Origin of the sequence: Azospirillum palustre (genome assembly GCF_002573965.1) — a bacterium.
GTDB lineage: Bacteria > Pseudomonadota > Alphaproteobacteria > Azospirillales > Azospirillaceae > Azospirillum > Azospirillum palustre.
This window is the reverse complement of record NZ_PDKW01000042.1, coordinates 776,787-793,592: the sequence shown is the minus strand read 5'-3', so window position 1 is coordinate 793,592 and position 16,806 is coordinate 776,787. Positions and strand designations below refer to the sequence as shown.

The following is a 16,806-nucleotide window of genomic DNA, read 5'->3' as shown; positions in this document are numbered from 1 at the left end:
TTGAAACCTCTCTATCCACTCAGTTCGGCGAAACCGAACGGATGGTGAGGGACAGGGCTTTGCCGCGGCGTGGCCAGTCCACCACGTCGCCTGCACGTCCACCGACCAACGCCTCCCCCAACGGGGATTGCCAGCTGATGCGGCCGGCAGCGGGGTCGGCCTCTTCCCCACCCACCAGCGTGAAGGTCCAGCGGCGCCCGGTCTCATCCTCCGCCACAACGACGGAGCCGAAGCCCGCTTCCTCGGCCGGGCCGGACGGGCGCACCACCACGGCGGCGGCCAGCCGGGCGCGCAGCAGATCGGCGCGCCGCTTGGCGCTGCTCATCGCCTGCCGGTCCTCCGGCGCATCGGAACCGCGCAGCTGCGCCACCTCCGCGTCAGCCGCGGCAAGCTCTTCCTGCCAGGCGGCGACGGTTGCGGCGGACACATGCAGCGGCCCGTTGACCTGGGGCAGCGGCCCCTCGGTCTCGGCATCGCTTTCCTTGACGAAGGCGCGGCTCATTTAGATTCCCTCAGCCCAGCAGCGCCATGGCCGCGGCCGGAGCGCAGCTTGCGACCCAACCCTGACCGGGAGCCCCCACCACATCGCAGAAATCAAGGTAGGGGCGGCCGAGCCGGGCAGCCACCTCCCGCACCACGGCACGCCCGACACCGGCCCCGACCACAGGCGCATCGCTTGGCAGCGGCGGCGCGCCGGCCGACAGCACCCGCGAGGCGCCATCGTGGATACGGCGCATCTGGCGCTCAACCAGATCGCCGGCCATCGCCCGCCAGACCGCCGGATCGTAATCGCCGGCATCGTGGCCGACCATGCGGGCAAGACGGCGCAGGCTGGCCTCGACCGTCTTCTGCCCATTGTCGGCAGCGGGATGCTGGTCCGCCGCCTCGTCCAACCGGCCCAGCACGCGGTAGAGGTCGGCACTGGTGGCGAAATACTCGGCCATCATCGGCAACCGCTCGCCTGCCACCAGGGCGGTGCGCTCCATCGCCATCACCGCCGTCCGGGTCAGCCCGGTGTAGAGCAGCTCCTCCACCGCCATCCGGTCATGATCGGTGACGCCACGTGCCGCCACCTCGCCGTCTAGCACCGGCACGATGTCGGTGGTGGTGCTGCCCATGTCGACCAGCAGCGCCGCCGGCAGCCGCTTGGCGACCACGGCGGCGGTCGCCATCCAGTTGGCCGACGCCACGTCCATCACCTGTCCGCGCGCCTCCTGCGGCGACAGCAGCCCGCGCCGGCCGGCATAGACCAGCAGGCGTCCCGGCGGGACGGCCGCAGCGATGCGGTCGATCAGCGTGTGCACGCCCTGGGTGCGGTCGTCGAACAGGTCGACCAGTTCGCCCGTCATCGTCACCACATGGTCGGCGCCAGCCGGCAGGCGGTCCAGAATCGTGGTCAGCGCCGTGTCCAGCTCGCCCAGCCCTTGCCAGAGCCGGCACGGCACCTGCACGGCATCGCGCAGCCGGCCATCCTCCGCCCAGGCGGCCTTCAGATGGGCGCCGCCGATGTCCCAGCCGATGACTGCCGTTCCATTGGGGACCGTTCCACGGGTGTCAGACATGCGCATCCTCCCGGCCGGCATCGGCCGATCTGGTGTGGAACAGAACCAGGATGTCGCCCGCCGGGTTCCAGCCCAAAACCTTCGACAGGCCGGAATAGCCGACGGACAGGCGCGGGTTCACCTCCACCACCACCGGGCCATTCGAATCCACGTCATCGGGCCGGTCGATGAGGTCCACCGCGACATAGCCGCGCAAACCCGGAATCGCGGCGGCGATGGCACGCGCCAGCGGCTCCCAGGCGGCACGGCGGTGTTCCATCGCCCCGACATCGACACCGTGGAAAGAGAAGCTCCCATCCCCACGCTCCACCCTCTGCCGGTTGCAGCCGAGAAGCCTTACCCCGCCGGCACCGTCGACCAGCATGGACAGGCTGCACGCCTCGCCTTCGACCAGCGGCTGGACGATCCAGCGGCCGGCGTGCGGCGGCGTCCATGTGGCGATGTCGTCGACGATGAAGGTATCGAGGCAGCCGGCGCCGTCGTCCGGCTTCACCACATGGCGGGCGGCGGGCGGAGGCTGGGCGCCGAAGGAAACGGTGGGAATCGTTGCGATGCCATGGGCGGCCAGCCGGGCCGCCGTCGCCGTCTTCGACGATGCCAGAGCGATGGCATCGGGCGCGCAGGCGACCACCGGACGGCCGGTGTCGCGGAAGAGGGCGGTCACCTGCCCCAGCAGCCCATCGCTTTCCGGCGCAATCGGCCAGACCATGTCGCACAGGGCGGCCGCGGCGCGCCAGCGCGCCTCCGGTTCCTCGCCCGGCGCCACCGGGAACAGGGCGACCCGGTCCGCCGGGAAGGACGGCGGGGCAAGGCGGTTGTCCCAGCACAGCGTGACGTGTATGCCATCCAGCGCGACCAGATCGCCGACCAGGGCCGCGACCATCGCGTCGGCCTCCGCCATCAGGTCGGTCGGAAGCGGCCCGTTGCACAACGCGCCGCCGGTGACATACTCGCAGACCAGAACCCGACGAAGGCTGTTCTCCATGGACATCGTTCCCGTCATCGACCTGCTGGGCGGGCAGGTGGTTCATGCCAAGCGGGGGGAGCGCGACCGCTACCGCCCCATCGAAAGCGCGTTGACCGCCGGATCGGCTCCGCAGGATATCGTGGCCGCGCTGCTGGCGCTGCAACCCTTCCGCGCCTGCTATGTCGCCGATCTCGACGCGATCCGCGGGAATGGCGACCATCGCCCGACCGTCGCCGCACTCCAGGCACGCTGGCCGGAGGTCGCCTTCTGGGTCGATGCCGGGCTGGCGACGGCGGACGATTGCCGTCGCTGGTTCGACGCGGGACTCCGGCATCTGGTGATCGGCAGCGAAAGCCAGACCGACGGCACGACACTGGAAGCGGCGCTGGCGCTGACCGGCGGGGACCGGGTGGCGCTGTCGCTGGATGTCCGGCGGGGCGAAGCGCTGGGACCGGCAGCGCTGCACGAGGATGCCTGCCGCTGGCCCTCGCGGGTGATCGCCATGACGCTGGACCGGGTCGGTTCGGGCGAGGGTCCTGACCTCGACCGCATCGCCACGCTGGCGGCCCGACGCCCGGGGGTTCGGGTGTGGGGGGCCGGCGGGGTGCGCGATGCGGCGGACCTGGAGGCGCTGGCGCGGCACGGAACCGATGCCGTGCTGGTGGCCAGCGCGCTCCACGACCGGCGCCTCGACGCCGGAACGCTGTCCCGCTTCGTCTCCGGTCAGCCGGTTTCCGGTCAGGAGGCGGCGAAGGGGTGAACCGCGGCGGCCATGCCGTCCAGCATCTCCTTGGCGGTCGGGCTGCCGGCGATGGCGCGCTTCAGCGCCAGCTTGGTGGCCTCGTGGTTGTAGTCCTGGATCTTGCGGTCGTCCTCCGCCTGCCAGTGGATGAAGACGCCGACCGAGATGAACAGGTCGTCGGCCTCGTCCGCCGGGATGGTGCCGTCCTCGACGCATTCGGCGACCGCCAGGGCGACGGCGCGCTGGGCCGGGCCGAACATCTGCACGGCCTGCTTGGCGTTCTTGATCGTCACCTTGTTGAACATGACCGTGGAGGGCTTGACCATCAGGTTCGGCGCCAGCACGGCCAGCAGGCCATTCACCCCTTCCTTCTGGTTGGTCAGGGTCTGGCAGAAGGCGGTCTCGGCGGCGCTGCCGCGCGGACCGACGATGAGATCGATGTGAGCGACCTCGTTGCCGTCGCCCACCAGAGCTTCGCCGACCATAACCTTGTCGATCTTAGGCATTGCGCGTCCCTTGCGATGGTTGGTTCGATCAGATTCCGCCGGTTGTCGTCCGGCGGCCACGGTCCGGCCGGCAGATCGCCGGCCAGCCGAAGCACGAACAGGCAGGCCACCGTCAGATCGGCGGACGTGCCCGGATTGAGGCCGCGGCGCTTCAGCGCGCGGTCGAAAGCGAGGAGCCAGCGACCGGCTCCGGAATGGATGCCGAATGTCGGACCGATGGAAAGCCGCCGTTCGAGCCGGAACGCCTGCGCCCGCACCTGCTCCGCCACCGCCACGCCATGCTTGCGGGCGATGTGGGTGTCGGGGTGCAGGGCCATGAAGCCCAGGTGAATGGCGCTCGCCGCCTCCGCCGGACTGGCGCCGCGATGCAGGGCCGAGCGTCCGCGCGCAACGCCGAAGGCGAAGACGTCGGCGAAGGCGGTGGCGTACTGCCGGGCGATCAGGTCGCGGTCGGCCGCCGCCGCCATGGCGGCCCGCAGGTCGACACACGGGGCCTCGGCGACGTCATGCTGCCGGGCATCCCCCAGCCCGGCCGGCAGAGCCAGGCGGATGGCCGCGAAGGCGTCGGCGGCATCGGCGACGCTCAGCCCGTCGAGCACCCGCGCCAGCCTCAGCCGCAGCGGCTCGCCCTTATCGCGGCACAGCGCCGCGGCGGCGAGCGGCGCCAGCAGCAGGACGATGCCGAGATTGGTGTTGCAGCCGGCTACACCTCTCGTCGCCGCGACCGCGCGCAGGATAGCCTCCCCCACCGGACGGCCGGGCGTGGCGAGGATCGGGGCGATGGCGGCGGCGCTGTCTAGGAACTGCGTCACGCTCATCCCATGGCCTTCGGCATGGATGTGGACGTTGCCGGGCTTCAGCGCCATCAACTCCAGCCGGCAGGCGGTGAACACCGCCTCTTCCACCAGGGACCGGCAATCGTGGAGCGGGGTCGGCAGCAGGGCGCTCATCCGGCCCTCCGCGCGTCCGCAGACACCGGCGAGACCGATGCCAGACGGGCCAGGACCAGATCGGCCAGCGCCTGCGCCACGTCGACCGGCGTCACCGCCTGGAGGCCGCGCCATGCCGGCATGCTGTTGACCTCCAGCACCAGGAACCGGCCGTCGGGCGCACGGATCACGTCCACCCCGGCATAGTCGGCGCCGACGGCGGCGGCGGCGGCCACCGCCAGATCGCCCAGCACGCCGCCCGGACTGGCCGGATGACAGCGCGCCCCCTGCTTGACGTTGGTGATCCAGTGGTCGCCCTGGCGGACCATGGCGGCCAGCGGACGCCCATCCACCACGAAGACCCGCCAGTCGAACCAGCCGCCATCCGCCGCACCGACATACTCCTGCAGATGGTAGACACCGGCGATCTCCTCCGGGCCGGGCAGAGCCATGCCGGGATCGAGCCGGCGCAGCCCCTTGCCCTGCGACCCGAACAGCGGCTTCAGCACCGCGGATCGCCCCTCGGCATGGAGGGCGGCCAGGATGGCGGAGGCCTGGACCGGGTCGGCGACGCTCCAGGTCCGCGGGGTCGGCACCCCCGCGGCGGCCAGCCGGAAGGCGGTGGCGCTCTTGTCGACGCAGCGTTCGATGGCCGCGGGGGTGTTGGCAACCGGCACCCCGCCATGGGCCAGCGCATGCAGAACGCCAAGCCGCAGCGTCACCTGCTCGAAACTGCCGGCGGAGATGGTGCGGACCAGGCAGGCGTCGGGCAGCCCCCCATCGAAACCCGGAATCGCCGGCCCCTCCGGACCGAAGCCGCAGGCGCTGAGCGACACCGGGAGCGCCTCCGCGCCACGGCGGGCGAAGGCGGCGGTCAGACGCCGGGTGTGCCAGTCGGCGCCGTCCACGAAGATGGCGATGCGGGTCCGTCCCATCATCCAGCCCCTACCCGCCGATGCCGAAGGAACGGTCGAGCAGCGCCGGAGCCAGCGCCCCGGCGCTGAAGCTCCGTCCGCTCTCGAAGGCGGTGACGATCACGCGGGCCGGGCTGAACAGCATCGGATCGATCTTGAAAAAGTCGAAGCCGCTCGCCGCGAACAGGTCGGCGAAGGGCCGGCCATAGTCGGCGGAGGCCGAGCTGGGCAGGCGGGCCGCCAGATCGGCCGCGTCGTCGTCAGGACCGTCGACCAGCAGATGGACGGTTCCGCCGAACAGGATGGCGTCGTTGGTCCGGCCCATCGCCTGGACGAAGTCGCGCCCCGGCGGCGGCAGCGGCGCACAGCCGACGCCGTCGCGCACCCGCTCCAGCGGGAAATGCAGGGCGTGCAGCTTGTGCAGCCCGACCTCCAGCACGCGGGCGACGATCTGGACGATGCCGGCCGGGCTGCGGGTCGGCGTCAGGATCAAGGTCACGCGCTCCGACGGCACGCCGCAATCGCGCGCCACCTTCTCCACCACCGATGCCGGGGGCCGCTTGTCGGTCTCCAGCACCAGCACGGCGCGGTCGGCCATGTCCCGGTAGCCGAGTTCGGCGAACAAAGGCTCCTTCACCGCCAGGGCGCGTCCCGGCCCCGATCCCAAGGCCGAGAATTTCTCGCCCGACAGGCTCCAGCCGGCATATTGGCTGCCAAGGCAGGCCAGGACCGGATCGGCGGCCGTCACCGTCACCTGCGCCGGCCAATGGGCGAAGCGAGAGTCCATGCCGATGCGCACGCTGCCGGCACCGCCCAGGCAAATCTCGGCGATGCGGCGCCCGGCTTCCAGGCTGCCGGGCCGGTCGATGCCGGCATCGATCACGGTGCAGCCGGCGGGATGCTGTTCCACCCCGATCCGCAGCAGGGCGGCGTCCGCCACCAGGGCGTGGACCAGGGGTGCGGCAAGCCGGTTAACACTGAAGGGAAGGGACGACATCGGCGGTTCTCTCCACAAAACAGGCCCGCCGCGTGCAGTCCGCGACGATGCGTTCGATCCGGCAGGACAGACGGCGTAGCACCTCCTCCTCGTCCCCACCCCAGGCGGTGACGCTGCACAGCGGCTGTCCGCCCCCCACCGCGCCGCCGGCCCGAGGCAGGTCGGCGCACCAGGGGGGCCAGGGGAAGTCCGCCGGCACCGTCAGGGCGTTGGCGGCATAGGCCACCGCCCCGGCAATCACGCCCGGACGCGCTGCCCCCAGCGTCCAGCCGCGTCCGGCGGCGGCGTCGAGATGCGCGCGCATCACCCCGCCCCGCCGGTGGCGTTCGAGCAGGTCGAGCGTGGCCCCCGGACGCGGGTTGACCTCCAGCACCGTCACCGACATGCCGTCGACCAGCAGGTCCAGGCTGTTCAGCCCGACCAGCCCGAAGGCGGCGGCGATGCGGCGTGCCGCTTCCGCAAGCCGGTCGGCCAGCGGTTGCGGCATCGCCGCCGGAAGCACCGCCCCGCCATAGCGGAAGGGCGCATCAGGCGCTGGATCGGCCCATTGCCGGCTGATCGCCACCGTTTCGCAGCGGCCGGAGCGGTCGGCGATGAAGGCAACGGAGGTTGGCCGTCCCGCCGCCCGCCGTTGCAGGTAGTGACCGTCCGGCAACGGACCGCCGGTCCAGGGAGCGATGTGCCAGCCCCCGGCCGCTCCCGCCCGTTTGACCAGCCAGTCCCCGGAAACCTCATCGCCGGACATCGCCAGCCGCGTTTGCGGATGCCCGATGCTCAGGTCTTCCAGGCCCAGCGTCGCCAACCGCGCGGCGAAACGGGCCGGGTCCTTGACCGCCCGCACGACATCCGGCCCGTTGCCGAGCAGGCGATAGGGACCGGCCTGGATCAGGGCGGCCAGCAGGTCGGGCTCCTGCTCGAATCCCGATCCGACGACCAGACCGCTGCCCGGCGGAGCCAGGGTGCGGGCGGCGGCGATCAGCGCCTCCCGGTCGAAGCCGGCGACGGGATCGCCGGGGACGCAGCGGGCGGGCAGCGGCAGATCGGCGTCGCCGAACTGGTCCAGCGTCGCCACGGCGGCCCCGGTGCGCGCCACCGCCTGGGCGATTGCCCGACCCGACAGGGCGGCGACCAGGATCACGCCGCTTTCCGGCATTGGGCGCGGGCCAGGGTGAACGCGTCGTCGAAGGCCAGATAGACCGGCTTCGCCGCCTCGCGCATCGCCTTGAACAGGCCATGCTGGGTCTTGAACTTCACATTGCCGATGGCGAGCGCACCGATGCCGACGGCGTCCGTCCCCTCGATGGGGGCGCCGTCGCTGAAGGCGTCCACGCCTTCCACGCCGGCCGGCGGGACGGCGTTGACGTCAGCCACCACCCGCACCGACGGGGCGGCGGCGATCTGTGCACGGTTGAGCACTTGAACGCCGGCGCGGGCGACCGCCAGCACCACATCGGTTTCCGCCAGGATGGCGGCCTTGTGTGCGTCGGTCGAGCCATCCACCGCGCCCAGCGTCACGCCGAACCGCTGGCGGTAGGAGGCCGCCCGCTCGGCGACGGACGCCGAGCCGTCATGGCCGACCAGTTGAACCGCCGCGCCGGCACGCGCGGCCAGCACCGCGGCGACACCGCCGACCGGTCCCTTGCCGCCGAACACCGCGACCCGTGAGCCGGCAAGCGCCAGCCCGACTTTTTCAAGCTGGGCCTCGACCTTCGCGATCATCGCCGCGGCGGTGGTGTAGGCACCGGACGGATCGGCGAAGACCGAGATTTCGAAGGGCGGGACCATGGCCCGGCGCGCTGCCTCCAGCATGTCCAGCGCCGTCAGGATGTCGCGGCCGGCGATGAACAGGCCGGTCCGCTTGGCGTCACCCGGAGCACGGGAAAAGATCATGTCCTGGACAAGACCCGGCACCTCGCCAGTCTCGACATTGGTATAGGGCACGATGACGCCATATCCTGCATCGCATGCCATGTTGATGTCGAATGGACTGACCGCCTTTACCGGAGTAATGGCGTGCATGATATAGGGCTTTTCCATGAAACGAAGTCCTCGGTTCGCTTCATGGCACTGTCTTTCACCTTACAATCTCACGCTGTCTTTTTTGCGACTGTTTCATATCCGGCAGCGACTGCGCTTCGATCGGAGAAAGTCTCGACCACCGCACCGTGATTCCGCCCCCGGCAGACGACGAAGCGCAGGTTCGGCCGCGTCCGCCAGCGCGCCTGCGCACCCTCCGCCGCCCACTCCGCCGATGCCGCATCGCCAAAGATGGCGAAGCCGGTCGGCCCCCAGGAACTCTGCCCGACCCCGGCGGCGCCAACCGACGGCAGCCAGCGCAGAACCTCGGCCACGTCCGGGCTGCTGAAGCGTCCGCCCTGGGCCGGGGCGAAATGGTCGCCGACCACGCTCTGGAGTTCGGTTACGGCGGCGCCGAACCGCACCGCATCCCCTTCCGCCAGCGCCGGCAGCCCGACCATCAGCGCCATTCGGCACAGATAGGCCGCCTTGTCCGCAGGAAAGGGCGGCAGATCGCGGAAGGCGACCGTCTCGGCCGTGCCGGACAGGCCGCGGTTGGCGTCGTCGAACACCAGCAGCAGGCGCCACGCCTCCGGCAGGGCCATGCGGCTGATGACCGGCGGCGGCTCGTCCAACGCGCCCTTGCCGCCGTCCAGAATGACGCCGCCCTGTTCGAAGGCGCCGACACCGATGCCCGAGCGCGCGCCGCGGTCGAGCAGGCTGGCGACCCGGCGCGGCGGCAGCGGCCGGCCGGTCATCGCCGACAGGGCAGCCCCGACGGCCAACGCCAGCTGGGTGCCCGACCCCAGGCCGGAATGGGACGGGATGGTCCGGCCCAGCCGCAGGGAAAAGCGGTTTTCCAAGCCCAACGCCCCGCACAGCCGGTCGAGATACCCCGCCGCCCGGCAGTCCGGGCGGACGGGGACATCGCCTCCCGGCTCTTCGCGGATCAGCATCAGTTCCGTTCCCAGCCCGTCGAGCGTCAGGCCCAAACTGCCGAAGCGCCGGCCCAGCCCGCCCTCCATGTCAAGGAACCCAAGATGCAGCCGGGCTGGCACCTCCACCCGGACCCTGTCGACCGTCATGCGCTGTTCGCCGCAAATCATGGCCTACCTGTCGCAAAAGCCAAGGCGACCAGCCGCCTTTCGCACATAATAAAATCGACGGCGATAAAATCAATGAGAACGTAGAAATAAAACAGATTATAATCTGGAAAATTCTGAATATCCGAACCGATTTATTCATTTCCGCAAAAGAGATGAACTGATATCTCACGCCTATTATTATTTAAGACAATTCTCTAAACTCGTCATCATGCGCGGGGTTTGGCATATGGACTACGGACTCGGCGGGATCGACCTCCCACCGCCCATGAGCGATGTCGTTTGCCCATTCTGCGCAATGGCCTGCGACGACCTTGCAATCGCACGCGAACGCACCGGACAGCTCAGGGTGACCGCCAGCGGCTGTGCACGGGCACGCACACTGTTCGCCCTTCCGGCATTGCCGGCCCACTGCTTCATAAGGGGGGGCGCCGTTCCGCTCGACGAAGCGCTGGACGCGGCGGCGGGCTTGCTGAGGGATGCGGCGTCACCCGCCGTCGGGGGGTTGGCCGCCGACACCGAAGGGGTCTCCACGGCCCTGGCGCTGGCGGAACGGCTGGGCGCGGTGGTGGACCACGCCGCATCCGACAGCCTGTTCCACGGCCTGCGCGCTTTCCAGGTGACCGGCGCCATGACCGCCACCTTCGGCGAAATTCGCAACCGTGCCGACCTGTTCGTGCTGTTCGGAACCGAGTTCGAGCGCCATGCCCCCCGCCTGTTCGACCGCATCGTCCGCCCGCCGACGGCCCTGTTCCGCGATGCCGGCACCGCGCGCGGTTTCCTGATCGGTCCCGGCGAAGGGACGGCACCGGACGGGTTCGAACGCCTGAGCGCCGATCTGACCCACACCCCCGCCATCGCCGCCGCCCTGTCGCAACTGCTGGCCGGCGAAACACCCCGTGGTGACCGGGTGGGCGGCATCGCGATGGAGGATCTCGCCCGTGTCGCCACAGCGTTGCACGAGGCACGCTTCGGCGTCGTCGGCTGGATCGCCGCCACGCTGGCCCCGGCGGACGGCGATGTCGCCATCGAGGCCTTCAACCGCTTGGTGGTGACCGCCAACGCCTCGACCCGCTGCGCCGGCTTGCCCCTGGGCGGCAAGGGCAACGCGCTGGGCGCCAACTACGTGTGCGCCTGGCAGTATGGCGTTCCGCTGCGCTCCCGCCTGGGGGCCGGCCCGCCGGAACACGATCCGCTGCGCTACCGGCTGAAAAGCCTGCTGGCCGGGGGCGAGGTCGATGCGCTGGTCTGGCTTTCGGCCCTGAACGGCGCGGAACTGCCGGACACCCGCACACCCATGATCGTGCTGGCCCGCCCCGGACAGCCGTTGCCCCGCGACCCGGAAGTGCTGATCCCGGTCGCCGTCCCCGGCCTCGACCATGCCGGCAGCATCCACCGTGGCGACGGCGTCGCCGCCCTGCCCCTGCGCCGCTTGCGAACGACCGCCATGACGCTTCCGTCGGCCGCATCGGTGCTGAGCGCCCTGCTCGACCGGCTCCCCGCCTCCCCTGTCCCGCTTCGGGAGACAGCGCATGTCTGACGCCTACACCCTGCTGCGCGGCGGTCGCGTCTGCGATCCGACCGGAATCGCGGATGGCGGCGGCTTGCGTGACCTGTACCTGAAGGACGGCCGCATCGCATCCCCCCCTCCGGCGGATGCCCGCATCGGGGAAGTGATCGAGCTGGAAGGCCGCATCGTCATGGCCGGCGCCATCGACATCCACAGCCACATCGGCGGCGGCAAGGTGAACCTCGCCCGCCTGCTTCTTCCGGAAGAGCATCGCGAGCATGCCAGCGGCCCGGACGAGCTTCGCCGCTCCGGCAGCGGCCTGTTCACCCCGTCCAGCTTCGTGACCGGCTACCGCTATGCCGAGATGGGCTACACCGCGGCCTTCGAGCCGGCGATGCTGCCGTCCAACGCGCGTCACACCCACCTGGAACTGGCCGACATCCCGATCATCGACAAGGGTTGCTACGCCGTCCTAGGCAACGACGATTTCCTGCTGGAACGGCTGGCCGCCGGGGCGACGCAGTCGGAGGTCAACGACTATGTCGCCTGGATCCTGCATGCCACCCAGGCGGTTGGCGTCAAGGTGGTGAATCCCGGCGGCATCAGCGCCTTCAAGTTCAACCAGCGCCGCCTGGAACTGGACGAGGCGCATCCCCATTACGGGATCACGCCGCGCCGCATCCTGACCACGCTGGCGACCGCGCTGTCCGACCTGGGGGTGCCGCATCCGCTGCACGTCCACTGCAATAACCTCGGCATCCCCGGCAACGAGGCGGTGACGCGCGACACTATCGCGGCACTCGACGGCTTGCCCGCCCACCTGACCCATCTGCAATTCCACAGCTATGGGACGGAGGGCGACCGCCGCTTCTCCTCGGCCGCCGCCGAGATCGCCGAAGCGGTGAACCGCAGCCCGAACATCTCGGTCGATGTCGGCCAGATCATCTTCGGCCAGACCATCACCGCGTCGGCCGACATCATGTCGCAGTTCCGCAACAGCGGCCTCGCCAGCCCGCGCAAATGGGTGTGCACCGACATCGAATGCGACGGCGGCTGCGGGCTGGTGCCGTTCCGCTACCGCGACAAGGCCTTCGTCAACGCCCTGCAATGGGCCATCGGGCTGGAGCTGTTCCTGCTGATCGAGGATCCGTGGCGGGTCTATCTGACCACGGACCACCCGAACGGCGGCCCCTTCACCAGCTACCCGCACTTGATCCGGCTGCTGATGGACCGCAGCTTCCGCAACGAGCAGTTGGCGCGGATCAATCCCGATGTCGCCGCGCACAGCCGGCTCGGCTCCATCGAGCGCGAATACACGCTCGACGAGATCGCCATCATGACCCGTGCCGGGCCCGCCCGCGTGCTGGGCCTGCGCGACCGCGGCCATCTGCACCCCGGCGCCGTCGCCGACGTGGTGGTGTATGACGACCTGCCCGACCGCGAGGCGATGTTCGCGGCCCCCGCCTGGGTGTTCAAGAACGGCCGGCCGGTGGCGCGGAACGGTCGGCTGACCGCGACCGGCTGGGGCGACACCATCGTCGTCCGGCCGGACTTCGACCCCGCCATCGAACGGCGGCTGAAGCCCTGGTTCGAGGATCACCAGACCGTGCGGCTCGGCAACTTCCGCATCGCGGACGGGGAGATCCTCGACCATGGCCGCGGCGGCCTGTCCATCGTTCCGACCCTGACGGCGTCCGACCCATGCTTCTGAACGGCATCCACATCGAGAACAGCTATGCCGAGGCCTTCGACATGAAGGCGACCCGGCTGATCGTGACCGCCGACACGCCGGCCTGGGCGCGCCATGCCGGCATGGCTGCCACCGGTTTCGCCACTTCGGTCATCGCCTGCGGCTGCGAAGCCGGGATCGAGCGGGAACTGGCGCCGGAGGAAACCCCCGACGGGCGCCCCGGCGTGTCCCTGCTGTTCTTCGCCACCGGGCGCAGCGTGCTGGGAAAGCAGGTTGAGACCCGCGTCGGCCAGTGCATCCTGACCTGTCCTGGCACCGCCTGCTTCTCCGGCGTACCGCGCGGGGTGAAGGAGGATCTGATCCCGCTGGGCCGGAAGCTGCGCTATTTCGGCGACGGCCAGCAGATGTCGAAACTGCTCGGCGGCCGGCGCTACTGGCGCATCCCGGTGATGGACGGCGAGTTCCTGTGCGAGGAATCGAGCTGGAGCGTCCCGGCGGTCGGCGGCGGCAACCTGCTGATCCTCGCCGACGCGCGGATGGCGGCGCTGGAGGCGGCGGAAGCGGCGGCGGACGCCATGCGCTCCGTGCCCAATGTGGTGCTGCCCTTCCCCGGCGGGGTCGTCCGTTCCGGCTCCAAGGTCGGGGCGAAGTACAAGGGGATGCCGGCCTCCACCAACGACGCCTATTGCCCGACGCTGCGCGGCCTGCCCCGCTCCCGCCTGCCGGCGGAGGTCGAATCGGTGCTGGAGATCGTCATCGACGGGCTGACCGCCGCCGATGTCGCGGCGGCCACCACGGCCGGGCTGAAATGCCTGATCGAGCGTGGCCGCGGCTCCGGCATCTGGGGCGTCACCGCCGGCAATTACGGCGGCAAGCTGGGCCGCCACCATTTCCACCTTCACGAGCTGCTGCCATGAGCGTGCTGAGCTTCCGTCTGAAAGGCCCGCTGACCGGCCGCATCGACGCCTCCCCCCTGCTGCCGCACCGGTTGGCGGAGCTGAGCCTGCCGGAGATCGCCGCCTTGCCCCTGCGGCTCGGCCGGGGCCATATCGCGGTGGGCGACCTGTTCGACCTGTCGGGCAGCCCCGGCGACACCATCGAACTGGAGGGCGACGGGCGGCTCGATTTCGTCGGGGCGGGACTGGCCGGAGGCACCATCCGGGTCGCCGGACCGGTCGGCCACCGCGCCGGCACCGGCATGAGCGGCGGATCCCTGCTGGTGGACGGGTCGGCAGGGCAGGCTGCGGGTGCGTCCATGCGCGGCGGCGAGTTGATCGTCCGGGGCGACGCCGGCAGCGAGCTGGGCGGCGCCCTCCCCGGCGAGCGGGCCGGGATGACGGGCGGGCGGATCCTGGTCCATGGCGCATGCGGCGACCGCGCCGGCACACGGATGCGCCGCGGGCTGATCGCCGTCGGCGGCGATGCCGGCGCTTATGGCGCCCTGCACATGACTGCCGGCAGTCTGGTGATCGGCGGCAGGCCGGGTGCCTTCATCGGCCACGGCATGCGCAACGGCACCATCCTGTTCCGCGGCGAGATCGATCCGCTGCCGGGCTTTGCCGATTGCGGCCTCAACCGGCTGCCCTTCCTGTCGCTTCTGGACAATTACCTCTCCGGGCTGCACGGGGTGCCACCCGCCTGCCGGGGCCTGACCGGACGGGCACGGCGCTGGCTGGGCGACCGTGGATTCGGCGGGCGCGGCGAATTGCTGGCCTGCCTGTGAAGGCTCGCTCGCCAACGGTCGGCGAGCGGCGGCTGTTCACACCAAGAGGGGCTACCTCACAGTGAGACCCTGGTTGCTCCAGAGGATGGTGCTATCGTTCGTAAACACGGATGATTTGCACGAAAAACAATCCCGACTCGGTCAACGTCGCACTCCTTCAAGGATTATGTCCGCTTTGTTCAATGTCGCAGGCCCCGACCTGCGTAGGCTGCTTGTCATAAAAACTTGATGGTGCGCAAAGGGATCGATCCCCCGCCCATCCGAACGCGGCCGCCACTGCAACCAAGGCCGCGGGTAAACAGCGTGTTCGCCGACCATTCGCGACCCACGATACGAACAGGAAAGCGGAAGAGGGGCACGGGACAATGAAGTGCAACGAGCAGCAATCCGGCGTTTCCCAGGCCGACACGGTCGGTTTTCTCCTGGTTCCCGATTTCTCCATGATCGCGTTCACCGCGGCGGTTGAGCCTCTCCGCCTCGCCAACCACATCAGCGGAAAGGAGTTGTACCGCTGGGTGCTGCTCTCCCCGGCCGGCGGCGTCCAGCGGGCCAGCAACGGCATCGGCATCTGCGTCGACCACTCCATCGCCGATGCCATCGCCGACTGCCCGCCGCTGTCCACCGTGATGGTGTGCAGCGGCATCGGCGGCCACTGGTACGAGGATCGGGCGATGTTCTCGTGGATGCGGCGTTCGGCCGCCCAGGGAATCGCCTTCGGCGCCCTGTGCACGGCAAGCCACATCCTGGCCCGCGCCGGCCTGCTGAATGGCTACCGCTGCACCATCCATTGGGAGAACATGGCCGGCTTCGCCGAAACCTTCCCGGAAATCGAAGCGACGGGCGAGCTGTTCACCATCGACCGCAACCGCTTCACCTGCGCGGGCGGCACCGCCGCCACCGACATGATGCTGCACCTGATCGCCGCCCGCCATGGCGAGAAGCTGGCGATGGACATCGCCGAGCAGCTTCTGCACACCAAGATCCGCGCCGGCAGCATCCGCCAGCAGGAGGAGCTGCAAGCCAATCCGGTGCTGGACCACGAGGATCTCCACGCCGCGGTTGCGGTGATGCAGGCCAACATCGAAGAACCGCTGGATCTGCTGACGCTCGCCGCGGAACTCGGCCAATCCCGCCGCAATCTGGAACGGCTGTTCCGCAAATACATGAACTGCTCGCCGGCCAAATACTATCTCGGCCTCCGGATGAAGCGGGCACGGCAGCTGCTGTGCCAGACCCGCATGTCGGTGATGGAAGTGTCGATCAGCTGCGGCTTCATCTCCGCCACCCATTTCAGCAAATGCTACCGTGACCATTTCGGCATCGCACCGCGCAGCGACCGCCAGAGCCAGCGGCACAGCCCGCTCGCCGCCGCGCATGAGTTCGCCGGCCTGACCTGACGCCGCGAGCGGGCGGGCGGAAGGTCAAGCGGGACCGGATCGGGGGAAACAGGCATGGGGCGGCGGAAATCGCCAGATTGCTGTCGCTTTCGAACAGATGCCGCCCTCCCGATGTCGGTAAGGTACAAATGCGGCCCGCCCGACACCAGATCCACGCTCGGCCCCGCCGGACAACAGCCAGGAGGACGGCACCGATGCTAGACGCGATTCTTTCCGCCCAATGCGCGCGTGGCCTGACCGCCGCCCCCGGCCCGTCCGCCATCCCCGCCGGCCTTTACGAGCTGTTCCTGGAGAACGTCGTCCTGCCCTGCCGGATCGGCGTCTTCGATTATGAACGCGACGCGCCCCAGCGGGTGCGCATCGACCTGCTGTTGCAGGTGCGCCAGGACGGCGCCCAGTTCTCCGACGACATCGGCGACGTGCTCTCCTACGACGATCTGCTGTCCGGGCTGAAGCGGATCCTGATGGACGAGCACACCAACCTTGTCGAGATGCTGGCGGAGAAGATCGCCCGCATGTGCCTTGCCCACGAACAGGTGCAGTCGGCCCGCGTGTCGGTGGCGAAGCTGGACATCTATGACGGCGTCGCGGTGCCGGGCATCCGGCTGGAGCGGACGCGCGACCAGATGCCGGGCCAATCCCCGCCGGCGTCGCGCCGCCCGCTGGCGATGGCGGACCGGCGGATCTGACCCGATGACGGCCAACGCATCGCCTGGGGACGGATCCCCAGCCCCAGCGGCGCGGCCCTGG

Annotated in this window: 17 protein-coding genes; 7 read left to right on the top strand and 10 right to left on the bottom strand. The window is 69.9% G+C overall.

What is annotated here, in order from left to right; translation table 11 throughout:
* Nucleotides 1–19: 19 nt before the first annotated feature.
* The 3 genes from CRT60_RS21065 to CRT60_RS21055 are packed head-to-tail and all read right to left on the bottom strand — an operon-like array spanning nt 20 to nt 2,547.
* Entirely contained in the window at nt 20–502 is a 483-nt protein-coding gene (locus tag CRT60_RS21065) for a GreA/GreB family elongation factor (RefSeq protein ID WP_098738470.1), read from the bottom strand.
* 10 nt (nt 503–512) lie between these two features.
* Complete coding sequence (locus CRT60_RS21060) at nt 513–1,562, bottom strand: hydantoinase/oxoprolinase family protein (RefSeq protein WP_098738469.1); 1,050 nt, start codon at nt 1,560–1,562, stop codon at nt 513–515.
* Entirely contained in the window at nt 1,555–2,547 is a 993-nt protein-coding gene (locus CRT60_RS21055) for an ATP-grasp domain-containing protein (RefSeq protein WP_098738468.1), read from the bottom strand. Before CRT60_RS21055 ends, CRT60_RS21060 begins: the two co-directional genes overlap by 8 nt.
* Here CRT60_RS21055 and CRT60_RS21050 point away from each other — a divergent pair.
* Nucleotides 2,546–3,289: a HisA/HisF-related TIM barrel protein gene (locus CRT60_RS21050; protein WP_098738467.1), complete on the top strand. Its 744-nt coding sequence runs from the start codon at nt 2,546–2,548 to the stop codon at nt 3,287–3,289. The genes CRT60_RS21055 and CRT60_RS21050 overlap by 2 nt on opposite strands.
* On the opposite strand, the gene fae is transcribed toward CRT60_RS21050, so the two are convergent.
* Genes fae through CRT60_RS21015 form a run of 7 tightly spaced genes read right to left on the bottom strand, consistent with a single transcriptional unit; the run spans nt 3,268 to nt 9,718 of the window.
* A complete protein-coding gene (fae, locus tag CRT60_RS21045; RefSeq protein ID WP_244592669.1) occupies nt 3,268–3,756 on the bottom strand; it encodes a formaldehyde-activating enzyme in 489 nt (162 codons plus the stop codon). The genes CRT60_RS21050 and fae overlap by 22 nt on opposite strands.
* A complete protein-coding gene (locus CRT60_RS37175) occupies nt 3,651–4,727 on the bottom strand; it encodes a triphosphoribosyl-dephospho-CoA synthase (RefSeq protein WP_244592668.1) in 1,077 nt (358 codons plus the stop codon). The genes fae and CRT60_RS37175 overlap by 106 nt, the downstream gene beginning before the upstream one ends.
* Nucleotides 4,724–5,644 (bottom strand): ATP-grasp domain-containing protein, encoded by a 921-nt coding sequence (locus tag CRT60_RS21035; RefSeq protein WP_244592667.1) that lies wholly within the window; start codon nt 5,642–5,644, stop codon nt 4,724–4,726. Before CRT60_RS21035 ends, CRT60_RS37175 begins: the two co-directional genes overlap by 4 nt.
* Before the next feature lie 7 nt (nt 5,645–5,651).
* Entirely contained in the window at nt 5,652–6,617 is a 966-nt protein-coding gene (mch, locus tag CRT60_RS21030) for a methenyltetrahydromethanopterin cyclohydrolase (RefSeq protein WP_098738465.1), read from the bottom strand.
* Entirely contained in the window at nt 6,592–7,755 is a 1,164-nt protein-coding gene (locus CRT60_RS21025; RefSeq protein WP_244592666.1) for an ATP-grasp domain-containing protein, read from the bottom strand. The genes mch and CRT60_RS21025 overlap by 26 nt, the downstream gene beginning before the upstream one ends.
* The gene (locus CRT60_RS21020; protein ID WP_098738463.1) at nt 7,752–8,654 is read right to left on the bottom strand and encodes an NAD(P)-dependent methylenetetrahydromethanopterin dehydrogenase; all 903 of its coding nucleotides are present in this window, start codon (nt 8,652–8,654) and stop codon (nt 7,752–7,754) included. The genes CRT60_RS21025 and CRT60_RS21020 overlap by 4 nt, the downstream gene beginning before the upstream one ends.
* Before the next feature lie 50 nt (nt 8,655–8,704).
* Entirely contained in the window at nt 8,705–9,718 is a 1,014-nt protein-coding gene (locus CRT60_RS21015) for a beta-ribofuranosylaminobenzene 5'-phosphate synthase family protein (RefSeq protein ID WP_244592665.1), read from the bottom strand.
* Between the two features lie 367 nt (nt 9,719–10,085).
* On the opposite strand from CRT60_RS21015, the gene CRT60_RS21010 reads away from it, so the two are divergent.
* The 6 genes from CRT60_RS21010 to CRT60_RS20985 all read left to right on the top strand — a co-directional run bounded on the left by CRT60_RS21010 (nt 10,086) and on the right by CRT60_RS20985 (nt 16,745).
* Nucleotides 10,086–11,276: a molybdopterin-binding domain-containing protein gene (locus CRT60_RS21010; RefSeq protein ID WP_244592664.1), complete on the top strand. Its 1,191-nt coding sequence runs from the start codon at nt 10,086–10,088 to the stop codon at nt 11,274–11,276.
* Nucleotides 11,269–12,957 (top strand): formylmethanofuran dehydrogenase subunit A, encoded by a 1,689-nt coding sequence (locus tag CRT60_RS21005; protein ID WP_098738460.1) that lies wholly within the window; start codon nt 11,269–11,271, stop codon nt 12,955–12,957. The genes CRT60_RS21010 and CRT60_RS21005 overlap by 8 nt, the downstream gene beginning before the upstream one ends.
* The gene (fhcD, locus tag CRT60_RS21000; protein ID WP_098738459.1) at nt 12,948–13,853 is read left to right on the top strand and encodes a formylmethanofuran--tetrahydromethanopterin N-formyltransferase; all 906 of its coding nucleotides are present in this window, start codon (nt 12,948–12,950) and stop codon (nt 13,851–13,853) included. The genes CRT60_RS21005 and fhcD overlap by 10 nt, the downstream gene beginning before the upstream one ends.
* The gene (locus CRT60_RS20995) at nt 13,850–14,659 is read left to right on the top strand and encodes a formylmethanofuran dehydrogenase subunit C (RefSeq protein ID WP_098738458.1); all 810 of its coding nucleotides are present in this window, start codon (nt 13,850–13,852) and stop codon (nt 14,657–14,659) included. The genes fhcD and CRT60_RS20995 overlap by 4 nt, the downstream gene beginning before the upstream one ends.
* 365 nt (nt 14,660–15,024) lie before the next feature.
* Entirely contained in the window at nt 15,025–16,056 is a 1,032-nt protein-coding gene (locus CRT60_RS20990) for a GlxA family transcriptional regulator (protein ID WP_098738457.1), read from the top strand.
* A gap of 194 nt (nt 16,057–16,250) precedes the next feature.
* Nucleotides 16,251–16,745, top strand: coding sequence for a dihydroneopterin aldolase (locus CRT60_RS20985; RefSeq protein ID WP_098738456.1), 495 nt, complete (start codon nt 16,251–16,253; stop codon nt 16,743–16,745).
* Nucleotides 16,746–16,806 lie beyond the last annotated feature (61 nt).

Coding starts and splice junctions, on each gene's coding strand:
- CRT60_RS21015 (WP_244592665.1), bottom strand. CDS start 9,718: ATGACGGTCGACAGGGTCCGGGTGGAGGTGCCAGCCCGGCTGCATCTT.
- CRT60_RS20990 (WP_098738457.1), top strand. CDS start 15,025: ATGAAGTGCAACGAGCAGCAATCCGGCGTTTCCCAGGCCGACACGGTC.
- CRT60_RS21035 (WP_244592667.1), bottom strand. CDS start 5,644: ATGATGGGACGGACCCGCATCGCCATCTTCGTGGACGGCGCCGACTGG.
- fae (WP_244592669.1), bottom strand. CDS start 3,756: ATGGTCGGCGAAGCTCTGGTGGGCGACGGCAACGAGGTCGCTCACATC.
- CRT60_RS21005 (WP_098738460.1), top strand. CDS start 11,269: ATGTCTGACGCCTACACCCTGCTGCGCGGCGGTCGCGTCTGCGATCCG.
- CRT60_RS21020 (WP_098738463.1), bottom strand. CDS start 8,654: ATGGAAAAGCCCTATATCATGCACGCCATTACTCCGGTAAAGGCGGTC.
- CRT60_RS21050 (WP_098738467.1), top strand. CDS start 2,546: ATGGACATCGTTCCCGTCATCGACCTGCTGGGCGGGCAGGTGGTTCAT.
- CRT60_RS37175 (WP_244592668.1), bottom strand. CDS start 4,727: ATGAGCGCCCTGCTGCCGACCCCGCTCCACGATTGCCGGTCCCTGGTG.
- CRT60_RS21065 (WP_098738470.1), bottom strand. CDS start 502: ATGAGCCGCGCCTTCGTCAAGGAAAGCGATGCCGAGACCGAGGGGCCG.
- mch (WP_098738465.1), bottom strand. CDS start 6,617: ATGTCGTCCCTTCCCTTCAGTGTTAACCGGCTTGCCGCACCCCTGGTC.
- CRT60_RS21055 (WP_098738468.1), bottom strand. CDS start 2,547: ATGGAGAACAGCCTTCGTCGGGTTCTGGTCTGCGAGTATGTCACCGGC.
- CRT60_RS20995 (WP_098738458.1), top strand. CDS start 13,850: ATGAGCGTGCTGAGCTTCCGTCTGAAAGGCCCGCTGACCGGCCGCATC.
- fhcD (WP_098738459.1), top strand. CDS start 12,948: ATGCTTCTGAACGGCATCCACATCGAGAACAGCTATGCCGAGGCCTTC.
- CRT60_RS21060 (WP_098738469.1), bottom strand. CDS start 1,562: ATGTCTGACACCCGTGGAACGGTCCCCAATGGAACGGCAGTCATCGGC.
- CRT60_RS20985 (WP_098738456.1), top strand. CDS start 16,251: ATGCTAGACGCGATTCTTTCCGCCCAATGCGCGCGTGGCCTGACCGCC.